The sequence below is a fragment of the Saccharopolyspora shandongensis genome, from assembly GCF_900106995.1.
Classification (GTDB): domain Bacteria; phylum Actinomycetota; class Actinomycetes; order Mycobacteriales; family Pseudonocardiaceae; genus Saccharopolyspora; species Saccharopolyspora shandongensis.
The window spans coordinates 87,287-100,560 of record NZ_FNOK01000001.1 but is presented as its reverse complement, the minus strand read 5'-3'; the positions used below and the strand labels follow the sequence as shown (position 1 = coordinate 100,560).

The window sequence follows — 13,274 nt, the reverse complement described above, 5'->3', positions numbered from 1 at the left end:
GGGAACACGCACCGTCGCCGGATCGTTCGCTCTGCGTGGACTCGGTGCCCCGGCTTTCCAGCGGAACGAATCGTGTTGCCGGACAAGGGTTCTGCGGGTCATTCGGGCAGATCATCGCGGCCGCGCCCGATGCGCAGGTGCAGGACGCGACGCGCCGCCGGTCCGGCGCGGTGCCGGTTGCGGCCCGCCCCGTAGGCGAGCACCCCGACTGCCGCGGCGAATGCCAGCGCCAGCAGCACCTGCACCAGCGGGTCGGGACCTGAGCGACGGCTACTGGTCGGCCGGGGGCTGGACCAGGCGGTGCAGCAGGGCGAGGAACTGCTCGCGCTCCTCGTCCGTCAGCGACGACAGCATCTGGTCGCTCACCGAGATGACTGCCGGGGCCAGCCGGCCCGCCAGTTCCCGGCCGTCGTCGGTGAGGCGCACCAGCTTGCGCCGCTTGTCGGTGTCGTCCTTGGCGGTCTCCACCAGGCCCCGTCGTTCCAGCCGGTCCAGCAGCGGCGCCGCCGTGGACTTGTCCAGGTGGGCCAGGCCGCCCAGCGCCCCCTGGTCCAGGTCGCCGTGCATGTGCAGCAGGCTGAGCACGGTGAACTGAGGGCCGGTGAGGTCGCGGTCCACCTGCTCGTGCCACAGCCGGGTGTGCACCTGGTTCAGCCGGCGCGCCAGGGGGCCGAGCCCGCCGATGGCGGTGGCCAGGGTTTCGGCGAGGTCTGCCTCGGTCGGCACCGTTCGTTCACCTCCGCTTGAACAAGGACGCACACGAACTATATCCCGGCCGTCACGCGCGGAACGCCGCTGACGAGCCGGGGCGCTCCGCCGCAGCGGAGCGCCCCGGCTCGTCAGCGGACGAAGGCCGGCAGGTTCGCGACGGCGTCGGCGGCGCAGTCGATCAGGGCGTGCGCGCGCAGCGTTGCCATGACTCTCCTGTCGTGGTGGGTGGCGGTCAGCCGTCGGCGAAGAGCTTGCCGGCGCGGGCCCAGTTCTCCTTGTCCACATCGGTGAACACGATCCCGACCGCGTCGGGCTCGCAGCGGCCGATCCGGCAGATCTCGCGGGTCAGCACCTCGGCGAGCTCCCGCTTCTGCTCGGCGGTGCGGCCCTGGAACCAGTCGATCCGAACATGAGGCATGGGATTCCTCCTGGAGTTCGCGGAACTTCTCAGCCGAACAGGTCGGCCACGCGCCGGGCTCGTGCCCGGTACGCGCGGCGGGCGTCCAGAGCCTCGTCGAGGCCGACCTCGACGAACCTGGTCCGGGTGTTGGGCGCGGACTGGGCGACCACGTCGAGATCGCCGCTGATCACGGTGGCGACCATCATGTAGCCGCCGCCGGAGACGGCGTCCCGGTGCAGGATGATCGGCTCCACGCCGCCGGGGACCTGGATCGAGCCGATCGGGTAGGGGGCGTCGACGATGTTCGACGGGTCCTGACCCGCGCCGAACGGCGGCGTGCGCTCGACGAGCTCCAGCTCGGAACCCGAGTAGCGGAAGCCGACCCGGTCGGCCACCGGCGTCAGGGTCCAGGTGGTGGTCAGGAAGTTCTCGCGGCCGGCGGGCGCGAGGATGTGGTCGTAGAGGCCCATCACCACCCGGACCTCGACGTCCTTGCTCAGCACCGGCCGCAGCTCGGCGGGCAGCACCCGCCCGGCCGCGCCCCGCCGGGCGTCGCCGATGGCCAGCACGTCGCCCGCCGCGAGCGGCCTGCCTTCCACCCCGCCGAGGCCGCCGACCGCGTGGGTGGACCGGCTGCCGAGGACGGGCGGCACGTCGATGCCGCCGGCCACCGCGACGTAGGCCCGGGCCCCGGCCGCGACGAAGCCGAAGTCCAGCACGTCCCCCGCATCGACCTCGAAGGACTCCCACAGCGGGCGTTCCGCGCCGTTGATCCGCGGCGGCAGCTGCGCGCCGGTCACCGCGATCACCGCGGGTTCGGTGAAGCGCAGTTCCGGCCCCAGGTAGGCGCATTCGAGGACCGCCGCCGACGCCGGGTTGCCGACGAGGTGGTTGGCGGCGGCGAAGGAGAACTGGTCGAGCGCGCCCGAGGGCGGGATCCCGACGTCGTAGTAGCCGTTTCGCCCCGCGTCCTGCACGGTGGTGGACAGGCCTGGTGTGCGCACTTCAATCGGCACGGAGCACCTCCAGCAGGCGGGCGTTGAAGCCGTCCGGGTCGTCGAGGAAGGCCTTCGGGCCGAAGTCGACCCGCCGCGACCGGATCCGGTACTCCCCGGCCTCGACCTCCTGCACGTGGTCGTCGTAGCGATCCCGGTCGATGGGCGTGAACTTCACGATGTCGCCGGGGCGGAAGTAGACCATGAAGTCGTCGAAGTCCGGCATGGTCTGGGCGGGGTCGTAGATCGGCGCCGGCGTGACGCCGAACATCTGGTACCCGCCCGCGCCGCGGACCGAGTAGATGCAGCCGAAGCAGCCGCCGTGGCCGACGGTCTGCTTCGGGGTGTCGGTCCGGGGGCGCAGGTACTTGGGCACGACCAGCTGCCGCTGCCGGGGAACCATCTGGAACATGAACGGCAGGCCGGTCACGAACCCGACCATCGAGGTGAACCACGGCGACCCCGAATGCGCCCGGATGAACTCCTCGGGCCCGGCGAGGCCGTTGATGCGGGCCGCGTACTCGATGTCGGTGGCGTCCGGGTCCTGGTGCCGGTCCCGGAAGCGCATCAGCGTCTCGGTGGTCCACGGATCCCGGTAGAGGACCGGGATTTCGACCACCCGGGTGGCGAGGCTGAAGTCGCCGGCGTCGCCGATCTCCCGCTCGATGTCCTGCAGGTGCTTCAGGAGCGCGCGCGGCTCGATCACGTCCGGGTCGTAGCGGACCTGGTAGGAGGCGTTGGCCGGGCAGATCTCCAGGATCCCGTCCGGCCGGTTCGCCCGCAGCGACGTGGTGATGGCCATGGCCCGGATGCTCGCGGGCAGGCTCATCGACTCGGCGAGTTCGACGAAGATGTGCTCATCCCCGCCCCAGCTGTACCTCGCGGTGGTGTCGGCGGTCATGTCGTCGCTCCCGTCGGGCTCGGGTTCGCGCGCTGCTCCAGCCAGGTTTCGAGCGTGCCGGTGTCGAACCGCGCATCGGCGAACCACGGCTGGTCGATGATCTCGGTCAGCAGCGCCGTGGTGGTGGGCACGCCGTCGACCACGAACTCGCCGAGCGCGCGTTTCGCCCGCCGCAGCGCGGACATCCGGTCCTCGCCCCACACGATCAGCTTCGCCACCAGCGAGTCGTAGAACGGCGACACCTGGCTTCCGGAGGCCAGCCAGGTGTCCGTGCGCACCCACGGGCCGCCGGGCAGCTCGACGTGCTCGATGCGGCCGGGGCAGGGCATGAACCCGCGCTCGGGGTCTTCGGCGCAGATCCGGAACTCGATGGCGTGGCCGCGCTTCGCGACGTCGGCCTGGGCCAGGCCCAGCGGTTCGCCCGCGGCGATGCGCAGCTGCTGCGCGACCAGGTCGATGCCGGTGATCAGCTCGGTGACCGGGTGCTCGACCTGGATCCTGGTGTTCATCTCGATGAAGAAGAACTCGCCGGTGTCGTCGTCGACGAGGAACTCGCAGGTTCCCGCGCTGCGGTAGCCGACCTGCTCGCACAGCCGCACCGCGGCCTCGGTCATCGCCCGGCGGATGCCCTCGTCGATGCCGGGCGAGCCGGCCTCCTCGATCACCTTCTGCCGCCGGCGTTGCAGCGAGCACTCCCGCTCGAACAGATGGATGGCCCGCTCGCCGTCGCCGAGCACCTGCACCTCGACGTGCCGAGCGCTGCGCACGAAGCGTTCGAGGTACATGCGCCCGTCGCCGAAGGCGCTGGCGGCCTCCCGCGAGGCCGCGGGGAAGGCGGTCGCCAGCTCGGACTCGTCGGAGACGACGCGGATGCCGCGGCCGCCGCCCCCCGCCGCGGCCTTCAGCATCACCGGGTAGCCGATCTCGGCGGCCGCCTCGACCGCGACCGCCACGTCGTCGATGCCGCCGGGAGTGCCGGGCACCGTCGGAACACCCGCGGCGGCGGCGACCTGCCGGGCCCGCACCTTGTCGCCCATCTGCTCGATCACCGGCGCGTCGGGGCCGACGAACGTCAGCCCCGCGTCGGCGACGGCAGCGGCGAAGTCCGCGCGCTCGGACAGGAAGCCGTACCCGGGGTGCACGGCGTCGGCCCCGGACTCGCGAGCCGCCGCGACGACGGCGTCGGTGACGAGGTAGCTCTTGCTCGCCTGCGCGGGTCCGATGTGGACCACCGAGTCGGCGAGCCGGGCGTGCTTGGCCCCGGTGTCGGCGTCGCTGGCCACGGCCACCGTCTCGATCCCGAGATCGCGGGCGGCGCGGATGATCCGCACGGCGATCTCGCCTCGGTTCGCGATGAGCAGGCGCTTCATCCGTCGACCTCGATGACCACGAGCGACTGCCCGGCGTCGACCACGGACTCGCTCTCGGCGACGACCTCGACGACCGTGCCTGCGACGCCGGCGGGAATCTGGTGGAACGACTTCATGATCTCCACCAGGCCGACGGTGTCCTCGGCCGCGACCTGCTGGCCGACTTCGACGTACTCGGGGGTGTTGGGATCGGGCCTGCGGTAGAAGACGCCGGGAATGGGCGACACCACGTCGTGCCGAGCCATCTGCGCACCTCGCAATCGTTGGTTCGTCCGATCGGGAGGCGGCGGCCCCGCGCGGGACCGCCGCCGGTTCGCTCAGGTCAGGTAGGGCTTGAGGGCCGCGTGGACCGCCTTCGCGAGGTCCACGGCGCCCGGGGTGTCGGAGTGGATGCAGATGCAGTCCGCCCGCATCGGGATGTCCTTGCCGCTGACGGAAGTCGCGACGTTCTCCGTCACGGCCCGCACCGAACGCTCCGCGGCGAGGGCCGGGTCGTAGGCGGCGTGCTCGCGGGTGATGATCAGCGAGCCGTCGTCGCGGTAGTCGAGATCGGTGTAGTACTCGGCGATGAAGCCCGCGTCCCGCGCGCCCCACACCCGCTCGTGCATGGAGTTCGCCATGCCCATCAGCGGGACGCCGAAGACCTCGGCGGCATCCGCGATGGCGCCCGCGACCTCCTCGTCGCGGGCGGCCAGCCCGTACAGCGCGCCGTGCGGCTTGATGTGGTTCAGCGGCATCTCCTCCTCCTGCAGGAAGGCGGCCAGCGCGCCGACCTGGTAGATGACGGACGCGGTGAGCTCGTCGCGGCCCATCTTCATCTCACGGCGGCCGAACCCGTCGCGGTCGGGGAAGGACGGGTGCGCCCCGACCTTGACGGAGTGCTCCTTGGCCAGCGCTACGGTCTTCCGCATCACGACGGGGTCGGCCGCGTGGAACCCGCAGGCGACGTTCGCGACGGTGATGTAGGGCATGATGCCCTCGTCGTCGCCGCACCGGTAGATGCTGTAGGCCTCGCCCATGTCGCAGTTGATGGCAACCATCGTTCGTTCCTCGTTCTCTCCCGGACCCGGGTCTCGTCGTTGAAGCGGCAGCCCACCTGCCGGACTTTCAGCAATGGGCGACCTTCGGGGTGTCGCCGTCCGGATCGATGTAGACCTCGTCGCCGTCGACCTTGACCGGGTAGCGGGCCAGGCGCGCGTGGCCCGGGTTGATGCCCTCGAAGCTCGTGAAGCCGATGTCGGTGCCCGCCACCGAGATCTGGTGCTCCACAAGGGTCTCCATCGTCGTCAGCTGCCCAGTCCGAGCTGCCGCTGGAACGCCTTCACCGCGCCGATGGCATTGTCCGCCGCCTCGGCGTTCTCCGGGATCTCCTCGCCGTACGCCCGGATCGCGGTGTCCGCCAGCGGCTGCCACTTCGCGACCCACTCGGTGAGCTGCGGCAGGTTGGCATCGACTTCGGACATGTGCGCGACCAGCGCCGAGGTCCACCGGCGCGAGCGCTCGCTGTCGCGCAGCGCGGCCTCCGCCAGCAGCGCGTGCAGCGTGTCGCCGTGCCGGCGCGCGCTGAGGCCGAGCTGCCTGAGCACCAACTCGTCGAAGGCGGGCTTGGCGACGACGTTGAGCGCGACGAAGGCCTCGGCCCAGTCGAACGTGGTGAGCTGCCGCTCCATGAGCTCGCGGAAGCCCTGCCAGACGGGCAGTTCCTCCCAGAGCTCCCGCTCGCGCTCGCCGAATCCGATGCTGGGGTGCGCCAGCCCGAGCTCCGCCGTCCGGTAGGCCACATTGGACAGCCAGCGCAGCGAGTCGGCCGCCTGGAACGCGGCGCAGTTCGCGATCGTGCTGGCCGGTGACATGTGCACCAGGTAGGCGCTGGCCATCTGGATGGTGTGCAGCAGGTAGCGGCTCGGCGTGTAGAGCTGCACGAGCGCGGCGGTCCACTCCGGCGCGAGCCCCTTGTCGTGGCCCTCGGAGTTGTGCTGGTCGAGCAGGCCTTCGACGTACGTCTCCTGGCCGTCCTGCAGGATGTTGTAGGTGCGGTAGACCAGCTCGTCGGGGTCGCGGAAGCCGTCCCAGTCCTCGTGGGTGACCGGGCTCTGGTTGCGGTACTTCCGGTAGAAGTCGGCCATGAAGCCGGTGTGCCCGACGTCCCACGGCTGCTCGGCGTCCCGGGTGTGCCACAGCAGCTTCGTGGAGACGATCTCGTACTCGCTGGGCTTGCGGCGCCGGGCCGCCAGGTGGCCCCAGGTCTTGAGTGGTTTCATCGGTGCGCTCATGCGTGGGCCTCCCCGGGCTTGGGGCTCTTCGCCTGCTCGAAGGTGTGGAAGAAGCGGTAGACGTCGCTGCCGGTGTCGATCCGGCCGACGAACGACGGCATGATCAGTTCGAGTTCGGACATCTTGAAGGGCCGGCCGAGCTCCTCGGCGATCGTGGCGCGGTGCAGCACGCACTCGCCGCCCTCGACCTCGATGCGCAGGTAGGAGCCGCGGTCCCGGACGTCGACGCGGCGCCCGGGGTTGTCGATCACCGCGGCGTCGGCGACCGCGCGGGCCACCTCACCGGACTGGAGGACCGGGCCGACGGGGTCGACGATGGGATCGGTGTCGCTCATCGGAGTTCCTCACTCGAAGTAGATTTCAACGCACTCGGTCGGTTCGAGCGCCGCGTCGGCGACCGTGGTGCCGCGCCCGTACGGCGCTTCGGCGCCCTGCTTGCGGACGCGCAGGACGCGGCCCGGCTGATCGGGGACGTGGATGCCGACCGAGTTCGCGGCGGCGGCCGCGGCCACCTCGTCCATCGTGTTCCCGGAGTCGACCGGGAGGAGCTTGATGACGAAGTCGCCGGCGAAGTTCGCCGCCAACGGGATGACTGCCATGACTGGACCTCCTCGATGCGCCGGTCAGCCGACGTTGGAGAGCTTGTTGCGGTAGGTGTCGACCCAGGCGAAGCCGTGCGCGTCCTCGCCGCCGGGGCCGACGGTGCCGAGCCCCATGTACTCCAGGACGCCGCCGAGGTCGGCGGGCTGGATGTCGCCGCCGAGGAACCGGTCGACGAGGTTCTTGTGGTGGCGGTAGCGCTCCGGGTCGTCCTCGAAGATCCACCTGTCCACTTCGGACGCGAAGTGGTAGCGGCGTCCTTCGTGGACGATCGAGATGTCGCGCAGCGTCTGCGAAGGGGTGCCGACGATCGGCAGCTGGGAGACGTTGCAGATGACCGGCAGGGTGCCCGGGACCGTCTTCTCGGTGCGGCCGCCTGCGAAGTTGTCGATCAGGACGTCCCACACCTTGCCGAAGGTGTCGTTCCAGCCGGGGTACTTCTGCTCCAGCCAGTCCCGCTCGTCGGGGCTGACGCCGGCGGCCGGGTTCCACCACAGGGTGGGGCGCCACGAGTAGGTGCCGAGGTGCTGGCCGTGGTGGTGCTCGGAGATGTCGCGCAGGAAGATGTCCCAGTACCAGGGCTTGGACAGGCCCAGGTCCTCCAGGGATCGCATGAACTGCGTGACGATCCACTCCTGCATGAACTCCTTGAAGGACTCGCCGCGCACGTCCAGCGGCACGTAGTAGTCCATCGGGATGCCGGAGAGGATGGTGAACAGCCGGTAGGAGCGCCAGAAGGCGATGTCGATCTTCTTCTGCGCCTCGGCCTTCTGCCCGTTCTCGATCAGCATCTGCAGCAGCGGCGTGCCGAGCTGCGCGTGCCGGGCCTCGTCGGACTGGATGCTCTGGATGAGCTTGGCGAAGGTGAAGTCGCCCGCGTTCGCCGCGTCCCCGGACAGGCCGATGAACTGCAGGTTCGTGAAGCCCGTCTCGAACGCGAAGTTGGCGAAGATCGACGTGGACAGGGCGTCGCGGGTCATCATCACGTCGTCGAAGAAGTGCCGCGCGCCGAGCGTGACCCAGTTGTCGGTGAACATGGCCGCGTGCGACCACTCGAACTGGCGGTCCTTGTTCACGTACTCGTGCGGGAAGAACAGCTGGATCTGGCCGTGGCGGATCTCGTCCAGCATGCCGAAGGTGGCCATGTTGCGCATGCCCGGCGCCTTGGACCAGCGCACGAAGCGCGCTTCCTGGAACGAGGCGCCGTACTCGACGAGCGCCACCGCGGCGTAGTGCTCCTTGAGGATGGAGATCCAGCCGGGGTCGGCCTTGTTGTACAGGTCGGCCCGCTCCAGCGCCGCCTTCACCGAGTAGGCGCCCGCGTCCTTCTGCCGCTGCACGTCCACGTACTCGCGGTAGCTGATCTTGTAGGGCTCGTCGTAGGTGGACCACACCGCGTCGGGCAGGCCCTCGCCGCCGCTGAGCTCCGGCGGGAAGAGCTCGTCCACCGTCACGTACCGCGGGGTCCACTCGGTGTTGCGCGCGATGTCGTACCACTGCGCGCGTTCCAGCAGCGCCATAGGTCGCTCCTCAGCGATTCGTTGCCGTGCAGGGGTTTCTGGCTGGATCAACTGCCGTGCTCGGAGCCCAGCGGCCCTTCGCAGCCGGGATAGCAGAACGTCATGGAAGGCGCGCAGAAGCCGAACGTGACCGTCCGCGGATCGGCGGGCCGCAGCAGGTAGGTCGGGTGGTCCGGGAGTTCGTGATCAGCTGCGGGGGGTGCAGCGACGTGCCCATTGGTGCCTCCTGGCTCACCGTGCCGATCTCGGCGTGACTTGCGCCTCAGATCTTGTTCGGCCGCCGCCGCAGGGGGCAGTGCGCATTCTGGACAACGGCCGCGCGAACCTCGCCAGGTTGGAGCGCCGGAACCGGTAGGTGCTGGTCAGAGCCGGTCGTCGAGCTGCAGCGCGATCCACAGCTCCGCCCGCGTCGTCGGGTCGTCGATGTCGCGGCCCAGCACCTCGGCGACCTTGCCCATCCGGTGCCGCAGCGTGTGGCGGTGGATGCCGAGGGCGGAGGCGGACGCGTCCGACTGCCCGTTGTTCGCGAGGAACGTCCGCAACGTGTGCCGCAGATCGATCTTCGAGTTCCGGGCCCTGTCGCTCAGCGGCGCCAGCAGCGCTTCCGCCCAGCCGCGCGCCTCGGCGTTGTTCAGGTGCTGCAGCACGCCGGCCGTCACGACGTCGCTGGCGAGCGCCAGCTTCCCGGCCGTGCCCGACGCGCTGGTGAACACGGCGCGAACCTGCTTCCACGCTTCGGGAAGCTCGTGCGGGCTCGTCGGATCGCTGACCGCGCCCCGCGCGTGCGGGATCCGGCGCAGCAGCGATTCCAGGGTGCGGATGTCGCCTTCGGCGGGCGGCATGACGACGACGACCCGGCCGCGTTCCCACTCGGTGACCAGCGCGCACAGGCTGCGCAGCCCGTGGTCGTTCTCGGCGTGTTCGAGCAGTTCGGTCTCGTACCCGGTCGGCGCGCCCAGGAGCGCGACGCGCAGGTTTCCCGCGGGGAAGTCGGCGTCGAGCGCTTCGGCGATCGACGACGCGAGCTCGGCGTTCCCCGCGACCGCCGTCTGGAACACCGCCCGGCGCTGCCGGCGTCGGCTGTCGAGGATTCCCCAGGCGCTGTGCAGGTCTGCGCACAGCAGGGACACAGCCGTCGCCAGCACCGACTGCTCGGCGAGGCTGAACCGCGTCGATCGGCCCACCGCCAGGTAGCCCCGGATGCGTTCGCGTACGGTCAGCGGGAACAGCACCACGGATTCGCCCGCGACCGTCATGCTCAGGCTCGACGAGTTGTCCTGCTCCCGCAGCCGGGGCAGGTCGATGCGGATCCGGGCCAGGTGCATGCGCGCGGCCGGGACTCCGGCACGTAGCCCGCCGTCCTGGTCGAGCAGCAACACCCAGCTGTGGGTGGCCTTCGCCAGCCGCTCGACCATCGCGCGCGCCGCGTACGGCGACAGCGAGGCGCGGGTGAGGTCGCGCTGCGCGGCGACCGCGTACTGCCACTCCTTCTGCCGCTCGTCGGAGATGCGGGCGGCCACGAAGCGGCTGATGGCCCCGAAGCGGGTCTCGGCCGGGACGGAGAGCAGCGGGAGGCCCGCTTCTCCCGCCGCCGCCACGAGATCCGCGGGCACGTTCGAGTAGTAGGCGGTGGTGCCGAATCCGAGCGCGACGGCGCCGGCCGCGGCCAGCCGGTCGACGTACTGCTTCCGGGCCTCCACACCCTGCGGGATCCGGGAGCCGGTTGTCAACACCAGTTCGCCACCGTCGACATAGGACGAAGGATCCGGCAGCTCGCTGATGAGCGCCCACGTCAACGCCTTCCGCATCGCGGGCGCGTCGCCGCCCGCCACCACGGTCAGGTTGAGGTCGGACCTGTCGACGAGCGCCTGGACCGTCAGCGTCGACATCGTGCCTCCTGATCGGGTTTCGCGCGGGTCGGCGCCGAAAATGGGAGAGCGAACCGCGCTTTCGGCAGCGGGGGAGCGTCCCACCGGGCCGGATACGGCGGCGGGCCTGCTGGAGGAGCGGACGTTAGCACGGCGGGAGCGGCGATGAGCCGGGCTGGACAAGGGGCTCTGGATCTCTGTACAACTTGTGCATCGCGTTCACCGGCAGGTATGTGGAGACTGGCTAGCCACCCCAGCAGGCAAGGGATTTCGGGAGGCCGTCGTTCATGGCAGCGATAATCGCGACCGCCGAGCTGCGTACCAGCGGGCTGCGCGCGACCTACCGGACCGCCGGTGATCGCGGCGTCTTGATCGAGTACGGGCAGCAGTTCCCGGTCGACCTCGGCGTCAACTTCTTCGTGCACGCCGCGGCCCGGCACCTGAACACGCACCCGGTGCGCGGGATCCTCGAAGTGGTGCCCGGACTCCGGTCGCTCCTCGTCTACTACGACCCCACGGTGATCGAGCAGGCCGGGGTCGTCGCGGAACTGGAGGCGTGCCACCAGGACATCCCCGCGCCCGCGTCGCTCGTGCTGCCGAGCCGCCGGCTGCGGTTGCCGATCGCGTTCGACGATTCGACGTCGCGGGAGGCGGTGAACCGCTACCGGATCAGCACCCGGCCGGAGGCGCCGAACGTGGTCGACGGCAACAACATCGACTACATCGTGGCGTGCAACGGCCTGCCGGACCGCGAGAGCTTCTACGCGCGAATCCTGGAAACCGAGTGGTGGAACGCCTTCACCGGGTTCTACCCGGGGTTGCCCTCGCTGCTGCCGCTGGATCCCCGGTCCGAGGTGTCCGCGCCGAAGTACAACCCGGCGCGGGGCTGGACCCCGGAGGGCGCCGTCGCCCTGGGCGGGCCGTGCCTCGTCATCTACCCGATCGAATCGTCGGGCTCCTACCAGATCTTCGGCCGGACGCTCCCGATCAGCGCGCTGACCCGGCGGCCCCGCGCGCACCGGATCGACCCCATCCTCATCTACCCGTGCGACCGGATCTCCTTCTTCCGCACCGGCGAAGCCGAGCTGATCGAACTGCGCAGGCAGGTGTTCGAGGGGCGGTACGACTACGACATCGAGCCCGGCGAGTACGCCGTGGCGGAGCACTTCACGACCGCGAAGGACGAGCGGGTGGCGGCGGAGACCGAGCGCCGCCGCGCGGCTCGCCAGGCGGCCCACGAGCTGGTCAAGATCCCGTGACCGCGCGCGCGGAGGACGCGGCCACCCAGGCGCTGGAGGTCGTGGAGCCGGGCCTGCAGACGACAGTCCAGGACCACCCCGGGCGGCTCGGCAGGCAGTCGCTGGGGTTCTTCCCGTCCGGCCCGGTCGATCACCTGGCGTTCCGGCTGGCGAACATCCTGGTCGGCAACCGCCCGGGCGCGGCGGCGCTGGAGATCCCCCTCGGCCGCTTCCAGGCGAGCCTGCTGTGCGCCGGCACCATCGCGGTGTGCGGCCCGGAGGCGGACGTCTCGCTCAACGGCGAGCCGATCCCGATGTGGGAGTCGGTGCCGGTGCGGGCGGGCGATCAGCTCGGCTGCGGCGTCATCCGTGGCGCCGGGTACCGGCTTTACCTCGCGGTCGCGGGCGGCATCGTCGTCCCCGCGGTGTTCGGGTCGAAGTCGACCTTCCTAGTGGCCGGGATCGGCGGCCACGACGGCCGGGCGCTCGAACGGGCCGACATCCTGCGGATCGGCGCGCCCGACGGCGATCCGCGGCGCCGCCGCCGGGTGCCGGCCTCGCTGCGGCCGGTCTACTCGGACAGCTGGGAGATCGAGGTCCTCCGCGGCCCGCACGCCGACCCGGACTTCCTGACGGCCGAGGACTTCGCCGAGTTCCTCGGGACGGCGTGGCGTTGCGACCTGAGCTCCGATCGCGTGGCCGTGCGGTTCAACCCGCACCGGTTCCGCTGGGCGCGCGACGGCGGGGACATCGCCGGCGGCCATCCGTCGAACATCCTCGACGGGAGTTACCCGCTCGGCGGGATCCTGGCGTACGGCGACGTGCTCACCATCCTGGGCCCGGACAGCCACACGTCGGGCGGGTTCGCGGTGATCGCCACGGTGGCGTCCGCGTCGCTGTGGAAGGTCGGCCAGCTCCGGCCGGGCCGCGACGCGGTGACCTTCCGGGAGGTCGACCTGGAGCAGGCGGCCGCCCTCGACGCGCACACCCGGCGGCTGCTCGACTCGCGGACCCTGGAAGTGCGCTGACCGGCCCGTTCGCCGCCGGTCTTGAACAAGGACGTGCGCGGACTATACCCTCTTGAACGCCTTAGGACGCACACGGAATAAAAGTCGCCGACGAGTCTTGCGGACCGCGAAATCGTCGTATACAACTAGTACACCGCTTGTTCAAGTGAGGGGCTTCACAGCCGGAAATCGAGGCGTGAAGCAAGAAGGCTCGGCGGTTGCGCCAACAACCACCGAGCCGGGCAGCACCATCTGCGCATTCGTCGAGTTCGTCTACGGCCAGGTAGACGGGCGATGTGCAGCACGTCAGATCGCGACGGTTCGACCCAGGAGTCGACTATGGCAACTGCCAGGCAAAATTCTAGCAGCCGAAGAACGCACACCAGCCTCC

At 70.4% G+C, this 13,274-nt stretch carries 16 protein-coding genes; 2 read left to right on the top strand and 14 right to left on the bottom strand.

The genetic code is table 11. From position 1 onward, the window contains the following. Nucleotides 1-98: 98 nt before the first annotated feature. The 14 genes from BLW84_RS47140 to BLW84_RS00460 all read right to left on the bottom strand — a co-directional run bounded on the left by BLW84_RS47140 (nt 99) and on the right by BLW84_RS00460 (nt 10,659). On the bottom strand, nt 99-245 hold the full coding sequence (locus BLW84_RS47140) for a hypothetical protein (protein WP_177226190.1): 147 nt from the start codon (nt 243-245) through the stop codon (nt 99-101). A 25-nt stretch (nt 246-270) separates the two neighbouring features. After that, nucleotides 271-726 (bottom strand): MarR family winged helix-turn-helix transcriptional regulator, encoded by a 456-nt coding sequence (locus BLW84_RS48300; RefSeq protein WP_218157172.1) that lies wholly within the window; start codon nt 724-726, stop codon nt 271-273. A 217-nt stretch (nt 727-943) separates the two neighbouring features. Beyond that, nucleotides 944-1,129 carry a tautomerase family protein gene (locus tag BLW84_RS00515; protein WP_093260026.1) on the bottom strand — a complete coding sequence of 62 codons (186 nt, stop codon included), beginning with the start codon at nt 1,127-1,129 and terminating at the stop codon, nt 944-946. Nucleotides 1,130-1,158: 29 nt separating this feature from the next. Further along, the gene (locus BLW84_RS00510) at nt 1,159-2,127 is read right to left on the bottom strand and encodes a 5-oxoprolinase subunit C family protein (protein WP_093260024.1); all 969 of its coding nucleotides are present in this window, start codon (nt 2,125-2,127) and stop codon (nt 1,159-1,161) included. Beyond that, entirely contained in the window at nt 2,117-3,007 is an 891-nt protein-coding gene (locus tag BLW84_RS00505; RefSeq protein ID WP_093260022.1) for a 5-oxoprolinase subunit B family protein, read from the bottom strand. The genes BLW84_RS00510 and BLW84_RS00505 overlap by 11 nt, the downstream gene beginning before the upstream one ends. Continuing rightward, nucleotides 3,004-4,377, bottom strand: a complete 1,374-nt coding sequence (locus BLW84_RS00500) for an acetyl-CoA carboxylase biotin carboxylase subunit (protein ID WP_093260020.1) — start codon at nt 4,375-4,377, stop codon at nt 3,004-3,006. The genes BLW84_RS00505 and BLW84_RS00500 overlap by 4 nt, the downstream gene beginning before the upstream one ends. Then, nucleotides 4,374-4,622, bottom strand: coding sequence for an acetyl-CoA carboxylase (locus tag BLW84_RS00495; RefSeq protein ID WP_093260018.1), 249 nt, complete (start codon nt 4,620-4,622; stop codon nt 4,374-4,376). Before BLW84_RS00495 ends, BLW84_RS00500 begins: the two co-directional genes overlap by 4 nt. A 72-nt stretch (nt 4,623-4,694) precedes the next feature. Then, nucleotides 4,695-5,417 carry a LamB/YcsF family protein gene (locus BLW84_RS00490; protein ID WP_093260016.1) on the bottom strand — a complete coding sequence of 241 codons (723 nt, stop codon included), beginning with the start codon at nt 5,415-5,417 and terminating at the stop codon, nt 4,695-4,697. 67 nt (nt 5,418-5,484) lie between these two features. Beyond that, on the bottom strand, nt 5,485-5,658 hold the full coding sequence (locus tag BLW84_RS00485; protein ID WP_177226189.1) for a Rieske (2Fe-2S) protein: 174 nt from the start codon (nt 5,656-5,658) through the stop codon (nt 5,485-5,487). 5 nt (nt 5,659-5,663) lie between these two features. Next, nucleotides 5,664-6,650, bottom strand: coding sequence for a ferritin family protein (locus tag BLW84_RS00480; protein WP_093260014.1), 987 nt, complete (start codon nt 6,648-6,650; stop codon nt 5,664-5,666). Further along, entirely contained in the window at nt 6,647-6,985 is a 339-nt protein-coding gene (locus BLW84_RS00475) for an MmoB/DmpM family protein (RefSeq protein WP_093260012.1), read from the bottom strand. The genes BLW84_RS00480 and BLW84_RS00475 overlap by 4 nt, the downstream gene beginning before the upstream one ends. A 9-nt stretch (nt 6,986-6,994) precedes the next feature. Then, nucleotides 6,995-7,249 carry a toluene-4-monooxygenase system B family protein gene (locus tag BLW84_RS00470; protein ID WP_093260010.1) on the bottom strand — a complete coding sequence of 85 codons (255 nt, stop codon included), beginning with the start codon at nt 7,247-7,249 and terminating at the stop codon, nt 6,995-6,997. Nucleotides 7,250-7,273: 24 nt separating this feature from the next. Then, nucleotides 7,274-8,770 carry a YHS domain-containing protein gene (locus BLW84_RS00465; RefSeq protein WP_093260008.1) on the bottom strand — a complete coding sequence of 499 codons (1,497 nt, stop codon included), beginning with the start codon at nt 8,768-8,770 and terminating at the stop codon, nt 7,274-7,276. 362 nt (nt 8,771-9,132) lie between these two features. Continuing rightward, nucleotides 9,133-10,659, bottom strand: coding sequence for a PucR family transcriptional regulator (locus BLW84_RS00460; RefSeq protein ID WP_093260006.1), 1,527 nt, complete (start codon nt 10,657-10,659; stop codon nt 9,133-9,135). A gap of 266 nt (nt 10,660-10,925) precedes the next feature. On the opposite strand from BLW84_RS00460, the gene BLW84_RS00455 reads away from it, so the two are divergent. Both BLW84_RS00455 and BLW84_RS00450 read left to right on the top strand, forming a co-directional pair. Next, on the top strand, nt 10,926-11,897 hold the full coding sequence (locus BLW84_RS00455) for a 5-oxoprolinase subunit B family protein (protein ID WP_093260004.1): 972 nt from the start codon (nt 10,926-10,928) through the stop codon (nt 11,895-11,897). Continuing rightward, entirely contained in the window at nt 11,894-12,904 is a 1,011-nt protein-coding gene (locus BLW84_RS00450; protein ID WP_093260002.1) for an acetyl-CoA carboxylase biotin carboxylase subunit family protein, read from the top strand. Before BLW84_RS00455 ends, BLW84_RS00450 begins: the two co-directional genes overlap by 4 nt. The last annotated feature ends 370 nt before the right edge of the window (nt 12,905-13,274 follow it).

Bases quoted from the DNA above. Each gene is read 5' to 3' on its own strand.
- BLW84_RS00515 (WP_093260026.1), bottom strand. From the start codon at position 1,129: ATGCCTCATGTTCGGATCGACTGGTTCCAGGGCCGCACCGCCGAGCAG.
- BLW84_RS00505 (WP_093260022.1), bottom strand. From the start codon at position 3,007: ATGACCGCCGACACCACCGCGAGGTACAGCTGGGGCGGGGATGAGCAC.
- BLW84_RS00500 (WP_093260020.1), bottom strand. From the start codon at position 4,377: ATGAAGCGCCTGCTCATCGCGAACCGAGGCGAGATCGCCGTGCGGATC.
- BLW84_RS00495 (WP_093260018.1), bottom strand. From the start codon at position 4,622: ATGGCTCGGCACGACGTGGTGTCGCCCATTCCCGGCGTCTTCTACCGC.
- BLW84_RS00490 (WP_093260016.1), bottom strand. From the start codon at position 5,417: ATGGTTGCCATCAACTGCGACATGGGCGAGGCCTACAGCATCTACCGG.
- BLW84_RS00485 (WP_177226189.1), bottom strand. From the start codon at position 5,658: ATGGAGACCCTTGTGGAGCACCAGATCTCGGTGGCGGGCACCGACATC.
- BLW84_RS00480 (WP_093260014.1), bottom strand. From the start codon at position 6,650: ATGAGCGCACCGATGAAACCACTCAAGACCTGGGGCCACCTGGCGGCC.
- BLW84_RS00475 (WP_093260012.1), bottom strand. From the start codon at position 6,985: ATGAGCGACACCGATCCCATCGTCGACCCCGTCGGCCCGGTCCTCCAG.
- BLW84_RS00470 (WP_093260010.1), bottom strand. From the start codon at position 7,249: ATGGCAGTCATCCCGTTGGCGGCGAACTTCGCCGGCGACTTCGTCATC.
- BLW84_RS00465 (WP_093260008.1), bottom strand. From the start codon at position 8,770: ATGGCGCTGCTGGAACGCGCGCAGTGGTACGACATCGCGCGCAACACC.
- BLW84_RS00460 (WP_093260006.1), bottom strand. From the start codon at position 10,659: ATGTCGACGCTGACGGTCCAGGCGCTCGTCGACAGGTCCGACCTCAAC.
- BLW84_RS00455 (WP_093260004.1), top strand. From the start codon at position 10,926: ATGGCAGCGATAATCGCGACCGCCGAGCTGCGTACCAGCGGGCTGCGC.